This window comes from Azonexus sp. R2A61, from assembly GCF_021401135.1.
Lineage (GTDB): Bacteria > Pseudomonadota > Gammaproteobacteria > Burkholderiales > Rhodocyclaceae > Azonexus.
The window spans coordinates 535,082-551,713 of record NZ_JACBFO010000003.1; the positions used below are offsets into that span (position 1 = coordinate 535,082).

Genomic DNA, 16,632 nt, shown 5'->3' on the forward strand with positions numbered 1-16,632 from the left:
AGGTCTGAGGGTGTCTCAGACAAGTGGATGGATCAAATTCCGCAAAGTTTCATGAATCTTCGAAATCCGCTCGTGGTCAGGGATTCCGGAAAATGCTATCATCCTATTTTTGGTGGTGGGTTGTCGGAAAGCGGATGCGGGATCGACGGTTTCATGAGGTGCTTGTAAGCGCGCGGCCATTTTGGCACCAATTCGCGCACTTTTTGGCACCGCCACCTACCGCAATATCGCCCGCAAAACGCCGGCCGTACTCTCGGCCGAAGCGCACGCGTTACTGACGGTCCCAAGCCCCCCGATTTGAGCCTTGGTTTTAACGGCCTGAACTACGTCAGCCTGGCACTGTTCCAGGTTGTTTGTGAAGCTCATCGACAGGGCAAAACTACCCAGGGCATATAGGCCATAGGCGGAGGCCAGGGAAACAGCGAATGCGGTGCTCAGTTTCATCGTCAAACTCCCCAGAGGTTAAGTCTGACGATGGTAGCAACCGCCACACGTTCAGGTCAAAACAGGCCGCCCATCAATTGCGGTTCATAGTTCGTGATGACCAGTTCGCCGCTTTCTTTTGGCTTGCCCTGATTGTTGGCCACGCTGTATTTGATATCCAGCTCGTGCATGGCCATGCCGCAGAAGCAGGCGCGGATATCTGGGTGGTCGTTGATGGATAGCATCACCTTCCCCTTGCAGTTCCGCATCGCCCCAGCCAACCGCTCGTACTGCTCCCAGGGGAAGGGAACGCCGTAGCCCTCGGTCTCCCAGTAAGGCGGGTCGGCATAGAAGAACGTATGGGGGCGGTCGTACTTGGCCAGGCACTCATGCCAGGGTAGGTTCTCGACGGTCGTGCCAGAGGCGAGGCGAAGATGCGCTGCCGAGAGCGTCTCCTCGATCCGCAGCAGATTGACCGAGGGGGCCGTGGTGGCCGTGCCGAATGTCTGCCCGGAAACCTTTCCCGCAAACGCATGGTGCTGCAGGTAGAAAAAGCGTGCCGCCCGCTGGATGTCGGTCATGGTCTCTGGCCGGCTGTCCTGGAGCCACTTGAACACCTGCCGCGAAGATAGGGCCCACTTGAACTGGCGGACAAACTCCTCCAGATGGTGCTGTACAACGCGATAGAGATTGACCAACTCGCCGTTGACGTCGTTCAGCACCTCGACGGGAGCCGCCACCGGCCGGAGGAAGTAGAGCGCGGCGCCGCCGCAGAATAGCTCGACGTAGCACTCATGGGGAGGAAACAGGGGGATCAGCCGGTCGGCCAGGCGGCGCTTGCCGCCGAGCCACGGGATGATGGGATTGGCTGGGTTGTGAAGGATCGTGGTCACCGATTCTCTCTTTCTGCGCACTATTGACGCGGTGTAGAGGCTCGGCGGCCTTCAGGATGTTCATGGTCCCGCAGCGGGGACACTTAATTGCCAGGCGGCGGTATTCCGCCTCTGCCAATTTCTTATTGCATTTGCTGCATCTGATCTCTTCCAAGATGGTGCCTATTGCGTGTAGGCTTCGGCCCGCCGTGTGCACGGTGCGGTGCCTTGGCCAAACGCAGGCGCGGTCTGCGGGAGGTGGCTACCCTGGGTGTTCCCGCACTCAGGGTGGCCGCACCGTCTATCTTTATGGGTTCCGTTGCTCTTCGGAGAACGAGGACGGCCAGCCCGCCGAGAAGTCGTACTCGAAGGGATTCTCGGCAGCGATAGCGGCGGCGCGGTGCATCTCGGCCGCGGCGAAGGCTCTCTTGTCGAGCACCTTGGCCGCCGCAACTATTTCGAAGGCCAGCTGGGCAGTGACCGGGATGAAGCTGCCGTCCATCGTCTTCCATACCACAGCTGCTCCATCGATGATCAACGGGCTGTCCATCGAATCGCCGGCAGCAAGAACATCCCGAGCCTCGTCCTTCAGCCCGAGATACTGAGTACGGCTGTCGGAGTCAGTGTGAAACCACTTCCCGGCGACGAGCACACCACCAACCTTGACGTCGTCGCGCTTGCCTTTGATCTGATCCCAGACCGGCGCCATGACCTGATCAACGGGGCGCGGGGCAGTGGTGAAGCTGCCGTCCTCGTTCTCCGTCACCAAGAACAGGCGATCATCCGGGCGGACCGGGGCGGGCACCTCGACGATGCCAAGCTCGGTGCGCAGCTCTGCGTTCTGCAGACTGGCTGCCGGGTAAGTGATCGCCTCGTCGCCGGCGCCGATGACGAGATCGCGATCGATGCTGATTTTCTTGCCGTTGAGTTTGAACATTAATTCGCCTTCGCGTTCTGGTAGCGGAATGTCGATTTGATTTCCGGTGAAAGGATCGTGGCCGTCCAATTGTTTGTGCCACTAGAGTTATAGCTAGCGCTGCTGGTACGCAGCTTGAAACCATTCGCCAGACGGTCTGCGTGCGTACCCCACGTCACGGCATTGCCGTTGATCTTCAGCGTTTCCGGTGTCCCGCCGCACGAGACGAACGGACCGGCAGTGCTGGCGTTTCCGGTGAAGCTGCCGGATGTGGCGACCGTACTGCCGAGAATAGGCAGGTTCTTGGTACAGAACGAATTGAAGTCGTCCGGTGGAATGTATGCGAAAGGCCGCTGACCAAAGTTACAAGAAAACGTTTTTGTCGTACCGATATTACCGTTCTCTAGCGACGGGAAGAGCTGGCCAGCAAGGCCAGTGAAAGCAACACCCTGGTCGAGACCATTTTTATAGAACCGCACTATCCCGGCGTCCATATCCAGCGCCACACCGATCACATCACCAGAGGCATAAGTTTCGCCGTAAGCAATTCCTCCACCGTTTGTATATTTATGACCCTGGCCGGTGTAGTAGTAGCCGTTTGCCGTTGCTGCAGGCGTGCCCGAAACAAGCGAAACATCCTTGCTGACGCCGATCATCGTCGTGGCCGCGGCACTATTGACGGTGATCTCCCAATACCACTTTCCAGCGCTAGCCCCCTGAGTCGCCTGTATCGCCGAGTAGTTAACAATCGAGACATCGAGGTTGCCATTACTTGTCGAAACGGATCCGAAGGATTTCAGAGGATTTAACGTCGCAAAATTATTTGTCGGCGTGTCACCCATTGAGTCGTAGGTCGCACCGGAGGTCGAACTGATGTTGCTTGCCGTCCAGTGATTTCCCTTGTTGGAGGCGTCGGCACAGAGTGCCGCCGGGTTTGTGGTGTCGTCAAACGACAGAAAGAAGCTGTTCACCCCACCCGCATCGATCACTGCTTTGATCTCAGCCTTCTTCTTGGGCCGCAATTGCCCCGTGCGCGGATGCACCCGCACGAAAGCTGTCTCCGGAATGACCTGCCCATCAACGAAGGCCGCATTTGATGTGTAGCCGTCAAAGTATTCGTTGTTTGCGATATACCCGCAAAGGATGTGGGTGTTGGCCGAGTTGATGCCATTAAGGATGCCGGCATAACTGAGAACCGTCACCCCGTTAATCTTCGCCGTGACCATCGTGCCATCGGACGTGACGTGCAGATTCAGATGCGCCGCCGGGTCGCGGAAAACAGCAGACGAGGCCACTTGGGTGCCGTTGTTGCCGAGCACCAGTTGGTCGCCGGCGTTGAACCAGATGCCGGACGCGATCCCAGTCCTGGTTAGCACGCCCTGCCCAGCCCCCATCTTCGCTCTTTTTAGCCACTTGTTTAACGTCCAGACGGTCGCGCCGGCGCCCGAGAAAATCTTGCTCAGGTAAGCGCCGGCCGCCGAGCGAAATCGCAAGCTTCGCTCGATTTTCCCAATTTCGTCCAGCGGATCACCCGACTGTGCCATCAGCAGCGGATTGGCGCTACCAGGAACAATCATTTCGTGTCTCCCAGCGCCGCCACGACGATGCGCGTGGCGCTCTCAACGTAATAGACGAGGTCGTCGGTTGCTGTTGGCGACGAAGTCAGTGCCGGCAGAGATCCGGCCGCAGCCTTCCAATAGCTGCCGTAGGCGATGGCGCGCGGCGTGGCGTCATTGACGAGCCTGATCACCCCGGACTGCCCGACCGGCATGCTGCTCGGGTTGGCCAGGATGATGTTGCCGGTGAGCGTGCCGCCCCAGTTGTTCCCCTGGCTGAGGTCAAGGGTTACCGTGCCGATGGTGGTGGGCAAAGCTACTTCAGCCCCGCTTTGACCCTTGGTAAAAACGTTGGATTGATTGCTCTGGACATTGAGGCCGTCGATGTCGACAAAGATCTCGGTGGCGTTGCGGGCGATGCCGATATAGACGCCATTGGCTGGTGCGACGGTGGTAATGGCGCCAGCGACTACAGGGTCGAGGTAGTAACGCGCGCCCGGCGTCAGGCCGGCAAATAGCACCGCATCGCCGAAGGCGCAGATTTGGGCATTGGCGATATCGGCCACACCGACGGCATTCTGTTTGGCGCTGCCGTCAGACATGGCCTTGTCGAAGCGGTTGTCCGCCGCATCCCAATAGACGACGTCCCCCGTGGCCACCCCGGCGGCGAAGGTGGCGCCGCCAATGATCACGGAGCGCTGACCGGACTGGATCATCTTGGCGATGGCCTGCCGCAGTTGGGTGCGGTCGCCGGCAACGAGCGCGTAACCGGCGCTTTCAATGACGTTACAAATCTCCTCCTGGAGATCGTTCATGAACGCGGCCGACAGATCGGTTGCAGGAATGGCGGCAGCCCGGTTGCCATCACGGAAGCCGTGTTTGCCTTCACCGAACAGGTCGGTGGCCTTGGTGGAAGTGGTAATGCGGTCCATGTTTAGACTCCGTACGCGAAATGAAGGGTGGTGTCTGCCGGCTTGTAGCGGCGGAGCAGGCATTCGAGCGCGCGATTGCCCCAGCTCTGCAGAGGGTCGTCGCATGCGGAATTACAGTTGGCGATGAAGACGGCACTGTCCTGCGGCAGATCCAGGCGCCAGGCAATACGCCACTCTTCGCTGTACAGGGCAGCATTGCAGTTGTCGTTGCAGGTCGCTGGCCGCAACTCGGCAATCTCAGCGCCCGGGTAGCCCAGAGTGGCAGCCATCGAGATGAAGTACGGACGCGATTGCCCGCCCATCCCGACCACCTTGGCCACCAGGGAAGCGCGGCGCTGATCCTTCGACTGCGCTGCACCTTCCAGGCAGGCATCGGGCAGACCGTAGACGCGTTCCCAATCCGGCAGCAGCGCCGAGGTGCTGTCCGGGTCCATCTCATCGGCGAGCTGCCGCGCGGATTGCAGCGCCCGATCCAGCGCGGCGCCTTCGGCTTCAAGCTCGACCGATATCCTCGGACCATTGGCGTCCAGGCTCTCCGGCGGCAGCAAGCGCTTTAGCAAATCGGCGTGACGGTAACTCATGATCCCGCCAGGGACAGGGTCAACGTGCCAAGCACACAGAGGCGGACGGCAGCGGTATCGACCGGCGCCGGGACATTGGCGGCCGGCGCGATCAGCGTCACATCGGCCACCCCGTCGATGCTGGCGATGACGGCCAGGATGCGGCTCCAGACTGCCGAGTCGCCCGGTTGCAGGCTGTCGAAATATTCTTCGAGGGCAGCGCGGATGGCGTGCTCGGCATCCGCCAACGAGATACCGTCGAGCACCAGCCGGGCGGCGACGGCTACGGCCACCGCAGTCGGACCGATGACCAGCACGTCGGCCGTCGGCGGCCGCTTGGCATCGACCGCCGCCTGGACGGCCTCGACCAGCTGTGTGCTGGGCAGCCCGCCGACGGCGCGGATGACCACATCAAGCGAGCGGTAGTTGCGGCGCTCATGATAGACGGCGGTGGTACCGAAGCGCACCCCGGCCACCGCCTCAGCCCAATCCACGTAGTCGTGGTCGGCGCCACCCTGGGGGGGCAGACGCAGGCGCCGCAGCAAGCGCTGCAGCAGCCCATCGGCGTCTTCCTTATCGTCACCGCCGGTCATCTGCACGACGGCGGCCCGGTTCTGCACGCCGGACGGCGCCGAGGTGAGCGTCAGCACCAAGCCGGCGGTGGTGTTGCCGCCCGCTCCGGCAGTGACGGCCTGCGCTGCGAGGTCAAGGACGCCACCGGCGGGAATAACCCCGGATTCGGTCGTGACGTAGGCCGCACCGTCAGTACGTTTGGCCTCGGTCAACACCGGCACGGCAGCACCGACCTGGCCGGTGAAACGCAGTGTGCCAGTAGCCGCCACGGCGGGTTTATAGGACATCCCGACGCGGGCGGCGCGGCGAACCAGGAAGTCTTCGTCGCACTTATCTTCGAGAATCTGCCGGGCCAGCCATTCCTGGTGCTGGTAGATGCCGAGGATGGCGCTGGCCGTCGCGGTCGCGCGCACCCAGTGGTCGCTGTCCTTGGCGATGTCGGCATCCTCGTTCAGGTTCTTGATGTCGCGCAGGATGCCGTCGCGGATCTGTTCGTGAGTAGGAGTCACCCAGGGCATCAGCTCACCTCGACCGGATGTTCAAAGTACCGGACGGCGCCGGCGTTGTCCTCGACTTCGACGCCCAGACGCATGCGCCCGTCGATGCGGCGGGTGGTTACCTGGATGCGCTTGGCACGCCCGTCGTCCAGCAAGGGCTGCAAGGCTTCCTCGGCGTATTGGCGCGCCTGCAGTTCGACGCGCGCCAGATCCTTTTCCCGCTTCAGGAGATGTAGGCGTGAGCCGAAGGTCGCGTCCGTCCAATAACCCCCCCGCGGGGTCATCAGGCGCAAATAGACTGCATTGCCGAGGTCGGCAATGCGGGTGCCGTCATAGTCGGCGGTGATGGGATCGATACGGGGTTGCATGGTGGCTAAGCCTACGCGCGCGCGGGAGGCCACAAAACGGTGAAGGCTTTCAGGTGATCTGGTCTTCGGTAGCCGGCGGGTCGGTCGGGCCACCGGCGTCGTGCTCGACGTGATCGTGCCGGTTGTACTTTTCCACGAACTCGCCCAGGGTGTAGCGATTGTCCTGGCTGTCGCGGATCGTCGCGTCGCCACCCACCTTCAGGTCGTGGCTGGTGGTCAGCGTCGGGGTCGTCACGCTGGCGCCGGCGGCCGCTTCCACCTTGAAGTTCTGCGTCACGAACTTGACCTCCTCGTCGGCCACCACCTCGTACCGGGCGCAGCGCGCGGCAATGACCCGACCAGCCTTGAGATGTATCCAGCAATCCGGCTCAGAGGCGTGGTAGAGCGCTACCTCGCCCGGAGCGACCTCGACGCGGTATTGCCCGAACTCGGTGGCGATGATGACGGTGTGTACCGTGCGCCCACCCAGGGGGAGGAGGATTTTCTTGGTGCCGGCCGGCGGTCCAGACACGAATCCAACCTGCTGGTACATCTCCATATCCTGCAGAGGCTCGCCGGCAAGGCCGGTGCCCTGGATGAGGATGGGCTCGGGGCCACGGTGGCGGAAATTGCTGACCACGCCCCGGAAGGCGGTGCGCACCCCGGCCAGGGCTCGACCAATTTCCCTGCGGGCCAGATCGACAGGATTCATTCTTCCTCCGTCGGGCTGTTGGCCACGTCCCACACCCGCGCTGGCGTGCCATTCTTGCCGCGACGGTGCCGGCGCTTGTGCGGATGCGCGGCGACGATCCACACCCCGTCTTCCTTGAGGGTAAGCACCGTCTGCGGCGCCTCGCTCTTGCCGCCGCTCATCGCGGTGGCGATCAGGAAACAGATGCAGTCGAGGCGATGCGGCTCATTGATGACCCGCACCCGCATGCCCGGCTTCCAGGGCCGGCCGTGCCCGGGCTCGCCGGGCGCGTTAATACGGTGGCCACGCACAACGCCGGTCAGCGTCCAGCGCTTGAGGCGGGCGTCCATGGCAAGCTTTCGGGCGCGTTCCTCGGCATGCTTTACCGTATCCGCTTCGTGGTCGACCACGATCTTCGGCCGGTAGAACGGCACCGACGGGTCTTTCCAGGTCGCCTTGACCCCATGCTGTGCCTCGCGGTGCTCGCCGCCGCCGTGGGTCTGGGCAAGCACGGTGATCTCGCTGTAGCTATCGGCCACAGCATCGTCCAGGTCGAAGTCGAGGACGTTATTGCCGCGCCCATCGAGGCGGAGCACCAGGGTGGCGACCGGCGGCGCCGTATAGTCCGGGCCGCCCACCACTAGCGTGCCGTCGGGTTCGAACCACGCCCACAAGCCGTTCGCCTCGGCTGCATGTTGTAACGCGTCCCAGGCCGAGTCGCCGGGCTCGACATTCACCTTTTCCACCTCCAGGGCATTCTGGGCAAAGATCTTCACCCGGGTGTCGGGCAGGATCGGCCGGATGATGCGTGTGACGATCTCGTCCAGGGTGAGCTGCTGGGCGGAAATGACCGGCGCCGAGCAGTCGAGCAGTTGCCCGGCCAGGTCGCGACCAGGGATGGACAGCGATACCTGGCCTTTCGCCACCCGTGACTTCACGCGATCCAGCCGGCCGACCATGATGCGATCCCGCCCCAGCCGGATCTCGGCGGCGGCACCGGAGACGATGGCGGCCGGCACACGGCCGGCATCCATCATCAGGCGCATGCTCCAGCCATCGGCTGGCGTCAGCAGATCGGAATCCACCTGGTAGCGTTCCCAGGCGTCGTGCGCCTGGCCGCCGACCAGGAGCGAAATACGGTCGTCAGCGAGCGTAGGCATAGAGCGGATCGCCGAGGCGGATGAAGTTGGGTTGGCGGATCTGCGGGTTCAAGCGCAGCAGCTCGGCGGCGCGGGTGTAGTCGCCGTACCAGGCATGTGCGATGAGGTGCAGGTTGCCGTCGAAGGGCGCGCTGCGTTGCACCAGCGGCGGACGCTGCACCAGGGCGGCCAGCGCCGCCTGCTGTACCTGGTAGGCGACGTCTTTCAGCGACTCGGTGATCGCGCGGTGCTGCTCCAGCGGATAGGTCGCGCGCGCGCTGTCCATGGCCAGCTGGATCGCTGCCCGCGTGTCGTTAGCCACGCGCTCGATGCCAGCCGGCGTCAATCGTGGATCGTCGGCCTCGTCGGCGAGGATATCGACGGCCGAATCGGCGAGCGCCAGGGCGCGCTCGCGGATCTCGGCATCCTCGGCGAGCGCGCGCGCCTCGGACGCGATACCGGGGAGCGGCCGTGCGGCGCTGCCGGAGGCCGCCGGCGCCACCCGCGAACGCAGGCCGAGCCAGCCGGCCAGGCTGCCGTCGAGACGATCCATTGCCCGGCCGCCGAAATCACCGATGGCCGACAGCAGGCTGCGAACATCGCCGAGCCAGGCTCCCGGGAAGGTGAGCACCGACAGCCCCGCCGTGATGACACCGTTCACGCCGGACTTGAGGCCGCTGATGACCGCCGAGAACTGGTCGAGCACTGCCATCTGGCCCTTCAAGCCGCGGATCTTGCCAGCTAGATTCTTGAGGCCGGCGGTCAGGGCGTTGACACTGACCCCGCGCGCCGAGGCCACCGCCTGGCGTGCCTTGTCGGCCTTCTGGCTGGCCGTGGCACCGGCGAAGAAAGGCGCCGGGTCGCCGGTCTCGACAAACTCTACCGGCACCTCGCAATAGTCCGGCTGCTCGGCGGTGTGCGGCATTTCCACCGACACCACTTGTGCCTTGATGGTCCCGAAGATGGGGTGAATCAGTTCGCCGGCGCCCAGCTCATCAAGGGCCTTCAGGAAGGCCTGCAGGCGCTCCTCGTAATCGACCCCGAAGAAGACGGCGGTCACCGGGATGCGACGCAACCGCCAGCCCAGATCATCGACGACGCCGCCATGGACGTAGGGCACCTCGTACTCGGCTAGCGCCCGCTCCTTGCGGTCGCGGACGTTGATGATGTCGAACTTGACGCCGCGGAAGGCTGCATCCTGCAGCTTCTTGTCCCAGGCCATGTCAATTTCTCCGGGCCTGGCGGCCGTTCTCTTCATTGACCTGGGCGACCAGGTTGCCGTCGCGGATCGAAACCTCGACCTTCACCGGCTCTTTTTCCCGGTGCAGCAGCTCGTAGATCAGCCCACCCAGCGATTCCTCGCGGCCGGTGGCTTTGGAGACGCCCCAATTGATCAGCGAGTTGAGCATAGTGCCGACGCCATAGCTGGCTGCACCTGCCGCAACCACGCCGCCAGCGGCGGTGGCGAGGCCGCCAGCTCCCATGGTTCCCCAGGCAGCAAGCGGCAGCCCCTTACCCATGGCAAGTAGCGCACGACCACCGGTGATCGCCTTGCCGCCCGCACCGGCGCCGGCCACAGCACCGGCAATGTCCGCAGCGGCCTTGCCACGACCGAGGATCGCGCCGACTCCGGCGAAACCCGCCAGCGCCGCTGCGGCCGCGGTCGCTGCCGTGGCCAGCGCCAGTGTGGCCGCCGTGGCCACCGGGAAATTCTGGGCCAACGCCGAGAAGCCGTCGGCTGCAGATCCGAGAAGAGGATTGACCCTGTCGAGAGCCTGTTGCATAGCGTTGGCTTTTTCGGCAGCCGCCTGTTCCATTTTGAAGGACGGCGTCTGGGCGATCAGTTCAAAGGCCGAGTCACCCGTCCCCTTGGCGTTACCGAGTTGCCCCCGGATGTCGTTCATGTACTTCTGATTGCCCATGATGCCGACCAGGGCCATCAGCGCCTGACGGTCCTGGACCAACTTGCCGATAGCGGAGCCCTGGACGATGTCGCCCATGGCCTCGTAGGCGGCTTTCTGCTCGTCGCCGGTGCTGTTGCTCGCCTTCGCCTGCAGTTCGCTGAAGCGCTTGTCCTTCCCGACCAGGCTCTGGGTCAGGTTGACGAAGGCGTCCAGTGAATTGGTGCCCTTGGCCCGGGCAGCCGCCAGCGTGCCGGATAGGTCGATGCCCAGCCGCTTGGCATCGTCGGCGGTGTCACGACTGTTGATCTTGCCCATCAGGTTGACGACGTTGTTGCCCGCCTCGTCCTTCGTGCCGGCAGTGATGGCAGCGGCCTGATTTGCGGCCAGCAAGGTCCGGAAGCCGTCGTCGCCCTTGAGGCCGGACAGGCGAGCCATGGCCATTTGCTGCGGCAGCCACTTGGCCATGTCCTTCAATTCGAAGCCGCCGAGCTGCCCGGCCTTGATCGCCTGGTCGAGCGCCAGGCCCGAGTCCTTCAGGCCGAAGGTCTGCTTGGCGCGAATGGCGATGTCGGCCAGTTGCGTCGGATCGGCGTTGGCTGCCGTCCCGGCCTTGGTCAGGGTCGGCAGCAGCGACTTGGCTTCGTTGATGTCGGTGAAGGCGCCGCTGGCCACCAGCTTGTCGAGCGTGGCCATGGCGCCTTCGCGGGTGCCGCCGCCGTCGCGAACCGCACCCATGATGGCGCCGTCCAGTTCCTTCATGCCCGCTTTTCGGGCATCGAGCGACTGGCCGGCATAGGCCGTGTTGGCCAGGCCGGCCAGTTGCCGGTCGTAGTTCATCGTTTGCCGCACCGGATCGGCGAGCACGAACTTGGCCGCCTGGGCAGCGCCGACGGCCTGGGCGTAGCCCTGCAGGCCCTTGCCGGCCAGCGCTGCGGCCCGCCCGGCGGCCTGCATGCTCCGCTCGAGGAGCCCAACCGAGCGCTGGGCCTTGGCGGCATTCTGCTCCAGGAGCTGCATCCACTCGATGGAGGCGCGGTTCATGCGCACGTTGCCCAGCTGCTGCAGCTGACTCGCCGCCTCGGCAGCGGCCTGGCTGGCCTTCCGGCTCTCACCGGCGGTATCGCGCATCTCCTGCTTGATCGTGCGGAGCGCCCGGGCCGCGTTGGCGCTGGCCTGGTCGTTAAAGCGCAGTACAAAGGATGCAGTGAGTTCGCCGGACATGGCCTCTAGTTCTTGTCGAGTCGTTCCTTCCAGCGCTTCGAGACCTTGCGGACTGGATCGCGCTCGCCGGAAACGTCGGCGCCGCGCTTAACGCGGTCGCCGGCAGGTTGTAACGCCTTGGCCCACGATTCCAATTCGGAAACCGGGGCCTGGCGGATCAGATCGAGGGGGAAGCCGGCGCCGATGAAGCGGGCTTCGACGCAGCGGATGCCGGCGAGGCGCTCCTCGAGTCGATCCGCTTTTTTTTAAGGGCCTTGGCCGCTGCCTTCAAGAGCGCCATGTCATCCGGGTCGACGGCCGCGATCAGTTCCTGGAGCGATGGCAAGGCGGCAATGCCCTCCAGGCTTTCGATCTGCGCCAACACCTCGGCGTCGTCGATGGCCATCTGGTAGGCCACGCGAGCCGGGGCGTTGGCGCCCATATCCTCGGGCACCGGCACGACCAGGACGGCGTCGTAGGCGTCCTGCAGGCGCGCCGCCCGCAGGGTGGCGGCCATGGCCACCTGGTCGCCGATTTCGACGCCGATGACCAGGGGGCAGCATTCGGTAATCGCGGCCATTGCTTACTCCTTCTTCTTATCCAGGGCGGAGATCGTGAGCGAGCGCACGGCATGACCGTCGACCACGTATTTCTCCGAGTAACCGGTGCACTCGCAGCCGTAGTAGGTGGTGCGCTGCTCTTCGTCATCGACCGGGAATTCGGTGAGCTTGGCGTCCTGCATGTTTTCCCAGTCGAGGTCGCCGGTGCGCGGGATGGCCACCTCGACGTCGAGTTCGTAAGTGACGATGCCCTGGGCGTGGCCCTTGACCCGCTTCTTGCGGTTCATGGTCTTGACCGGGCGCTTGCCGGTGTCGCACTTGACGCTCATCGACAGGCACTCGATCTCCTTGCCGTCCCATTCCAGGACGACGGCGCCGACATATTCTTCAGCCATGTTTGCTCCTTACAGGATGAGGTCGATCACGCCGGCGATGACGTGCAGACCGTTGACCACATCGACCGGGATGCGGACGTTTACGCGGCCGGACTCTTGGGCGTCGTACTCGACGACGATCCCCGGCAGGTTCGCCGCCACTTCCTCGACGATCTCCAGCTCCTCGAGGCGCCGCAGCACGTCGATGATCTCGGAGCGGATCTTCTTGAGCACCCCGGGTGTGCGCTTATCGCGCGGGAAGCGCAGCGCCAGGCGCTGGCGCACGGCGAGGCGCACGTAGTCGAGCGTCCAGACGGTGGTCATGTCCAGCCAGGCCGGGTCCAGGATGCCCTGCGGATTGAGGGTGTAGGTCGAGATGGAACGCACGATCTGCACGCGCTCGCCGGGGCCGACCTTGATCGGCGTCACGCCGTTGTGCAGCGCCGCTTCGCGCTCCACCCGGCCCATGCGCATCTGGATCGGCGGCACGTGGATGCCCTTCAGCTCCAGCCCGTTCAACGGACGTGCCGGGTCTTCCTCGAAGGCCTTGACCGCACCGTAGGCGGCGGCGATCTCCCAGGGCAAGCTGTCCGAACCGTACAGCCAGCCGAGGCTGAGCCGGCCGTGGTTGATGCCGGCGGCCTGGGCGACGGCGGTGCCGTAGGTGCCGGTGGTGGCCAGCATACCGCTGGCGCCGCGCTGTTCCAGGCCGTTACCGACGTAGTCGAGGTGGTCGCGCAGCTTGGTCAGGTTGGTCGTGTCGGAGAACGGCATCACCAGCAGGTTGTCGCCGGCGTCCTGGATGGCCGCGAGACCGGGGCCAATGTCCGGACTGCCGGTGCCGCCGGTCATGGCGTTGACCGCGACGTTGAGGCCGGTCACCCCTTCCCAGCGAGCGGCGAGCTTGATGTCGTTGCCCGTCGTGCCCTTGTGCCGGGCCGTCACTTCCAGCGTACCAGCCGTAGCGGTGGCCGCGACCGGGAACTCCGGGTGATTGCCCAGTTCCGCTGCCAGGTCGGCGGCGACGTTGGCCGGCGTCATGCCGGCATCGACCGCGATGCGTGCTTCCTGGTTGCCGACGCGCAGCACCAGGCTGCCGCCCTTGGTCGCCGACGCGCCGGCGAAGACTAGGCTGCCGGTGGCCGCCTGAGAGCCGGCACCATCGTCGACGGCGATGGCGCAGATCTGGGTGTAGGGGTTGGCCTTCAAGGCGGCGCGGGTCATCAGATGCATGTGTGAGCCGTAGCCGAACAGCTCGGCGGCATCGACGTCCGAGAAGAACTTGTACGGCGTTGCCACGGCAGCCTGGCCGGCGACCAGCTTTTGCCCGACCAGGCGCAGGGTCTGCGGGTTGCCCGGCAGGTTGCGCACCGCCAGGCGGGAATTGAACTCGAAGTAGACGCCGGGGTCGCGGGTGCTGCCCGGAATCTGCTCGAAGGAAACGTTGGCGCTGGCCATGGCTTACTCCTTCTTCTTGCTGGCGGGTTTGATGACATCGGCCGTTACTGCGGTGGCCGGCGCGACTTCGACTAGGTCGCCGGTGAGCAGCAGGCGCTCGACGTAGGGCGACCGCGGCACTTCGACAGCGTCTTTCAGCTGGACCGGGTAATACTTGCGGGGGTTTTCCTCCCGCGGCACGCGGGTGCCCGGGGCGGAGAAGACTTTGACTGGCTCAGGCATGGCGCCCTCCGGTGGTTGATCGGGATGACAGGCGCCATCTTCCCGCGCGCGCGGGAAGGCTTGCAGGGTGAAGCGTTTCAGGGGTTGCCGAGGGTCAGCAGGTCTTCCAAGTCGGGCTGTTCGTCGCCCGGCTTCAGGTAGTAGCGCAGGCCAATGGCGGTGATATCCGGCACGGTCTCGGCGCCATCCGGCGGGGTGTAGGTGTAGCTGGTGGCGAATTCCTGGGCAAAGACAGCCAGGCCGTTGCCAGCGATCCGCGTATTGAAGAGCGTGCGCGAGGCGCCAGGTGCCAGGCGGGCGATGGGCAAGCCGAGATCCTGGTTGGTCAGGAGGTCGCGCACGTCCTGCTGCATCTGGTAGGCACCGACCGCCTCGACCGAGCCGCGCCGGGCGTTGCGCTCGCCCCGCGGGGAACGGGCGCCGACCATGACGGCGAGCTGCAGCGCACACTGCCACTTGGTCGGGCCGAGGCGCTTGGGCTTGTCGCCGCCGACGGTGACCCAGACGGCAGGAAAACGGCGGAACTGGGTGAAGAAGGTGTCGTCGTCGAACTCGCCGCCGTAGGACTCGACATGCGCCAGGCGGTAGCCCAGCGCGTTACTGTCGGACGCCGCCTTAACGCGGGCGATGACCTGGTCTTCGAGCTGGGCGTAGATCAGCACGGCGGATCAGAAGCCGCGAATGGGCCGGGAGAAGACGCGACCGCTGGTAACCATGACGACCTGGCCGCCACTGCCACCGCCCTGGCCGCTGTTGCCCACCTCGCCGTCGACCATGTCCTTCAGCAGCTTGACGTAGTGGTCGTGGCGGGCCTTGATCGGGTCGTTCTCGATGGTACCGGCGCCGGAGAGTTGCCAGCGCGCGATGTGGATGCAGGCGGTGCGCAGGAAATCAGGGTTTTCGGCCGCCACCGTTGCCGTCCGCTTGCCCAGGATGGCGAGAATGTCGGCCGAGGCAGCCGAGAGGCCCGCCGCGATCCGTCCGGCCACCGGCTCGCCGGTGTTCTCCGGGTCCGCCAGGGCGGCCGTCTCGGCGGCGCCGATCAGGGCGATGAAATCGGCTTCGGTGGCGTAGGCCATGACTTACTCGTCAACCTCAGTGACCGCCAGCTCCGGCTCGGCCTTCAGGCGCTCGATCTCCTCGGCGGAGAACTCCTCGGCGATTACGGTCACTTCCGTGGTCGACCAGGGGCGACCGCAGCGGCGGAAGCCTTCGGTCCGGGATACGATGCGCATCTTGCGTACTGCCTTCGGCGGCTTGCCGGTCGGCTTGGCAGCAAGCTGCTGTGGATCGCCGCCAGACGTGCTGCCGCCCTCCCCGCGGGGGGAGTCTTTCGTCTCGCCCGGTGATTGGCCGGCGCCGGCTGTTTCCTGCGTCGAACCGACCGGCGGGAGGGCTTGCGCCCCCCCGTTGGTCGAATCTTCTGCAGGCGTGACCGGCTTGGCGGTCGCAGAAGAGTCCTTGGTTTTCTTCGTAGCCATGGCGGATCCCGATTAACCCAGGCGAGGGTCGATGATCAGGCCGACCGCCTTGTAGTTGATGTTGTTTTCGCCACCGGCCAGGAATTCCTTCTCCAAGATGTTGAGGGCAGCGGCTCGGTTGCTCGGGCCGGTGACCAAGTGCGTCACCAGTACCGGTAGCGGCGAGCCGTCCGGCCGGCGCTGGGTTTCCAGCGCCAGGCGGCCAGCATTGAAGCTGGCGGCGTCCAGCCCCTGCTTCGAACCGTAGGCCAGTTGGTGGAAACCGAAGCCGGCCACGTAACGAGCCTCGGCACCGAAAAGCAGCTTGCGATCCACAAACACGTTCGGGTCGGTCGGCTTATTCAGCGCTACGAATTCCGGCTTCTTGCGCAGCTGGAAGATCAGCGGCTTCATGTACTTGCGCGACAGGTCCATCAGGAACCACGGCGCGCCGGCGCCACCACCCGTATTGCTCCAGGAGGTTTCGCGGCCGGCGTCGTCATAGCCCACATGGTCGCTGTCGAAGAAGTACTGGCCATCGAAACCCTTGGTCGAGAAGCCGGTCGGCAGCAGCCCCCAGACCAGTTCGTCCGGATGACGAGCGACGATTTCACCCTGGATCGAGAACATCGGCGAGTAGATGCCGAGCTTGTCATCGTCGATGTCGTACTTGTCGACACCGATGGTGTGTTCCCAGGGCTTGTTCTTCAGTTGTGCGCCGGCCGATTCCAGGTTGTTGATGACACGCTGGCCGATCCATTCACGCATGCCAGGCAGTTCCTTCATCCAGCCGTAGTTCTCCAGGCTGGCGGTCGAAGGAACGACCATGGCAATTTGCTCGTAGGTCGATTGAACGGAACCGAAACCCTGCTTGAAGGCGGCGTTGAAGCCTTGCTGCAGGGCGGCGAGAGAGGCGGCGGTGATGATCATGGTGTCTCCAGTGATAAG

Annotated in this window: 21 protein-coding genes; all 21 read right to left on the reverse strand. The window is 64.4% G+C overall.

Annotated elements, in window-relative coordinates:
- Positions 1-216: 216 nt before the first annotated feature.
- The 21 genes from L0962_RS12345 to L0962_RS12440 all read right to left on the reverse strand — a co-directional run bounded on the left by L0962_RS12345 (position 217) and on the right by L0962_RS12440 (position 16,614).
- On the reverse strand, positions 217-444 hold the full coding sequence (locus L0962_RS12345; RefSeq protein WP_234086742.1) for a hypothetical protein: 228 nt from the start codon (positions 442-444) through the stop codon (positions 217-219).
- Positions 445-500: 56 nt separating this feature from the next.
- Positions 501-1,316 carry a DNA adenine methylase gene (locus tag L0962_RS12350; protein ID WP_234086743.1) on the reverse strand — a complete coding sequence of 272 codons (816 nt, stop codon included), beginning with the start codon at positions 1,314-1,316 and terminating at the stop codon, positions 501-503.
- A complete protein-coding gene (locus L0962_RS18325) occupies positions 1,216-1,512 on the reverse strand; it encodes a Com family DNA-binding transcriptional regulator (RefSeq protein ID WP_367398028.1) in 297 nt (98 codons plus the stop codon). Before L0962_RS18325 ends, L0962_RS12350 begins: the two co-directional genes overlap by 101 nt.
- A 90-nt stretch (positions 1,513-1,602) precedes the next feature.
- Positions 1,603-2,232, reverse strand: coding sequence for a DUF4376 domain-containing protein (locus tag L0962_RS12355; protein WP_234086744.1), 630 nt, complete (start codon positions 2,230-2,232; stop codon positions 1,603-1,605).
- Positions 2,232-3,788: an SPRY domain-containing protein gene (locus tag L0962_RS12360; RefSeq protein WP_234086745.1), complete on the reverse strand. Its 1,557-nt coding sequence runs from the start codon at positions 3,786-3,788 to the stop codon at positions 2,232-2,234. The genes L0962_RS12355 and L0962_RS12360 overlap by 1 nt, the downstream gene beginning before the upstream one ends.
- A complete protein-coding gene (locus tag L0962_RS12365) occupies positions 3,785-4,699 on the reverse strand; it encodes a hypothetical protein (protein ID WP_234086746.1) in 915 nt (304 codons plus the stop codon). The genes L0962_RS12360 and L0962_RS12365 overlap by 4 nt, the downstream gene beginning before the upstream one ends.
- Before the next feature lie 2 nt (positions 4,700-4,701).
- A complete protein-coding gene (locus tag L0962_RS12370) occupies positions 4,702-5,280 on the reverse strand; it encodes a YmfQ family protein (RefSeq protein ID WP_234086747.1) in 579 nt (192 codons plus the stop codon).
- Positions 5,277-6,350: a baseplate J/gp47 family protein gene (locus L0962_RS12375; protein WP_234086748.1), complete on the reverse strand. Its 1,074-nt coding sequence runs from the start codon at positions 6,348-6,350 to the stop codon at positions 5,277-5,279. The genes L0962_RS12370 and L0962_RS12375 overlap by 4 nt, the downstream gene beginning before the upstream one ends.
- Positions 6,350-6,697 carry a phage GP46 family protein gene (locus L0962_RS12380; protein ID WP_234086749.1) on the reverse strand — a complete coding sequence of 116 codons (348 nt, stop codon included), beginning with the start codon at positions 6,695-6,697 and terminating at the stop codon, positions 6,350-6,352. The genes L0962_RS12375 and L0962_RS12380 overlap by 1 nt, the downstream gene beginning before the upstream one ends.
- A 49-nt stretch (positions 6,698-6,746) precedes the next feature.
- On the reverse strand, positions 6,747-7,388 hold the full coding sequence (locus L0962_RS12385; RefSeq protein WP_234086750.1) for a phage baseplate assembly protein: 642 nt from the start codon (positions 7,386-7,388) through the stop codon (positions 6,747-6,749).
- A complete protein-coding gene (locus tag L0962_RS12390) occupies positions 7,385-8,527 on the reverse strand; it encodes a phage baseplate assembly protein (protein ID WP_234086751.1) in 1,143 nt (380 codons plus the stop codon). Before L0962_RS12390 ends, L0962_RS12385 begins: the two co-directional genes overlap by 4 nt.
- The gene (locus tag L0962_RS12395; RefSeq protein ID WP_234086752.1) at positions 8,511-9,728 is read right to left on the reverse strand and encodes a DNA circularization protein; all 1,218 of its coding nucleotides are present in this window, start codon (positions 9,726-9,728) and stop codon (positions 8,511-8,513) included. The genes L0962_RS12390 and L0962_RS12395 overlap by 17 nt, the downstream gene beginning before the upstream one ends.
- 1 nt (position 9,729) lies before the next feature.
- The gene (locus L0962_RS12400) at positions 9,730-11,631 is read right to left on the reverse strand and encodes a phage tail tape measure protein (RefSeq protein WP_234086753.1); all 1,902 of its coding nucleotides are present in this window, start codon (positions 11,629-11,631) and stop codon (positions 9,730-9,732) included.
- Between the two features lie 157 nt (positions 11,632-11,788).
- A complete protein-coding gene (locus L0962_RS12405; protein WP_234086754.1) occupies positions 11,789-12,190 on the reverse strand; it encodes a hypothetical protein in 402 nt (133 codons plus the stop codon).
- A 3-nt stretch (positions 12,191-12,193) separates the two neighbouring features.
- The gene (locus L0962_RS12410; protein WP_234086755.1) at positions 12,194-12,565 is read right to left on the reverse strand and encodes a hypothetical protein; all 372 of its coding nucleotides are present in this window, start codon (positions 12,563-12,565) and stop codon (positions 12,194-12,196) included.
- Between the two features lie 9 nt (positions 12,566-12,574).
- On the reverse strand, positions 12,575-14,002 hold the full coding sequence (locus L0962_RS12415) for a phage tail sheath subtilisin-like domain-containing protein (RefSeq protein WP_234086756.1): 1,428 nt from the start codon (positions 14,000-14,002) through the stop codon (positions 12,575-12,577).
- 3 nt (positions 14,003-14,005) lie between these two features.
- A complete protein-coding gene (locus L0962_RS12420; protein ID WP_234086757.1) occupies positions 14,006-14,224 on the reverse strand; it encodes a hypothetical protein in 219 nt (72 codons plus the stop codon).
- A gap of 77 nt (positions 14,225-14,301) precedes the next feature.
- Positions 14,302-14,886 (reverse strand): phage protein Gp37, encoded by a 585-nt coding sequence (locus L0962_RS12425; protein ID WP_234086758.1) that lies wholly within the window; start codon positions 14,884-14,886, stop codon positions 14,302-14,304.
- Positions 14,887-14,892: 6 nt separating this feature from the next.
- Positions 14,893-15,303, reverse strand: a complete 411-nt coding sequence (locus L0962_RS12430; RefSeq protein WP_234086759.1) for a phage protein Gp36 family protein — start codon at positions 15,301-15,303, stop codon at positions 14,893-14,895.
- A gap of 3 nt (positions 15,304-15,306) precedes the next feature.
- Entirely contained in the window at positions 15,307-15,705 is a 399-nt protein-coding gene (locus tag L0962_RS12435) for an HI1506-related protein (RefSeq protein ID WP_234086760.1), read from the reverse strand.
- A 12-nt stretch (positions 15,706-15,717) separates the two neighbouring features.
- Positions 15,718-16,614 carry a Mu-like prophage major head subunit gpT family protein gene (locus L0962_RS12440; RefSeq protein ID WP_234086761.1) on the reverse strand — a complete coding sequence of 299 codons (897 nt, stop codon included), beginning with the start codon at positions 16,612-16,614 and terminating at the stop codon, positions 15,718-15,720.
- Between the last annotated feature and the right edge of the window lie 18 nt (positions 16,615-16,632).

Bases quoted from the DNA above. Each gene is read 5' to 3' on its own strand.
- L0962_RS12395 (WP_234086752.1), bottom strand. From the start codon at position 9,728: ATGGCCTGGGACAAGAAGCTGCAGGATGCAGCCTTCCGCGGCGTCAAG.
- L0962_RS12440 (WP_234086761.1), bottom strand. From the start codon at position 16,614: ATGATCATCACCGCCGCCTCTCTCGCCGCCCTGCAGCAAGGCTTCAAC.
- L0962_RS12420 (WP_234086757.1), bottom strand. From the start codon at position 14,224: ATGCCTGAGCCAGTCAAAGTCTTCTCCGCCCCGGGCACCCGCGTGCCG.
- L0962_RS12435 (WP_234086760.1), bottom strand. From the start codon at position 15,705: ATGGCTACGAAGAAAACCAAGGACTCTTCTGCGACCGCCAAGCCGGTC.
- L0962_RS12345 (WP_234086742.1), bottom strand. From the start codon at position 444: ATGAAACTGAGCACCGCATTCGCTGTTTCCCTGGCCTCCGCCTATGGC.
- L0962_RS12430 (WP_234086759.1), bottom strand. From the start codon at position 15,303: ATGGCCTACGCCACCGAAGCCGATTTCATCGCCCTGATCGGCGCCGCC.
- L0962_RS12385 (WP_234086750.1), bottom strand. From the start codon at position 7,388: ATGAATCCTGTCGATCTGGCCCGCAGGGAAATTGGTCGAGCCCTGGCC.
- L0962_RS12360 (WP_234086745.1), bottom strand. From the start codon at position 3,788: ATGATTGTTCCTGGTAGCGCCAATCCGCTGCTGATGGCACAGTCGGGT.
- L0962_RS12355 (WP_234086744.1), bottom strand. From the start codon at position 2,232: ATGTTCAAACTCAACGGCAAGAAAATCAGCATCGATCGCGATCTCGTC.
- L0962_RS12410 (WP_234086755.1), bottom strand. From the start codon at position 12,565: ATGGCTGAAGAATATGTCGGCGCCGTCGTCCTGGAATGGGACGGCAAG.
- L0962_RS12405 (WP_234086754.1), bottom strand. From the start codon at position 12,190: ATGGCCGCGATTACCGAATGCTGCCCCCTGGTCATCGGCGTCGAAATC.
- L0962_RS12400 (WP_234086753.1), bottom strand. From the start codon at position 11,631: ATGTCCGGCGAACTCACTGCATCCTTTGTACTGCGCTTTAACGACCAG.
- L0962_RS12365 (WP_234086746.1), bottom strand. From the start codon at position 4,699: ATGGACCGCATTACCACTTCCACCAAGGCCACCGACCTGTTCGGTGAA.
- L0962_RS12380 (WP_234086749.1), bottom strand. From the start codon at position 6,697: ATGCAACCCCGTATCGATCCCATCACCGCCGACTATGACGGCACCCGC.
- L0962_RS12375 (WP_234086748.1), bottom strand. From the start codon at position 6,350: ATGCCCTGGGTGACTCCTACTCACGAACAGATCCGCGACGGCATCCTG.
- L0962_RS12390 (WP_234086751.1), bottom strand. From the start codon at position 8,527: ATGCCTACGCTCGCTGACGACCGTATTTCGCTCCTGGTCGGCGGCCAG.
- L0962_RS12415 (WP_234086756.1), bottom strand. From the start codon at position 14,002: ATGGCCAGCGCCAACGTTTCCTTCGAGCAGATTCCGGGCAGCACCCGC.
- L0962_RS12370 (WP_234086747.1), bottom strand. From the start codon at position 5,280: ATGAGTTACCGTCACGCCGATTTGCTAAAGCGCTTGCTGCCGCCGGAG.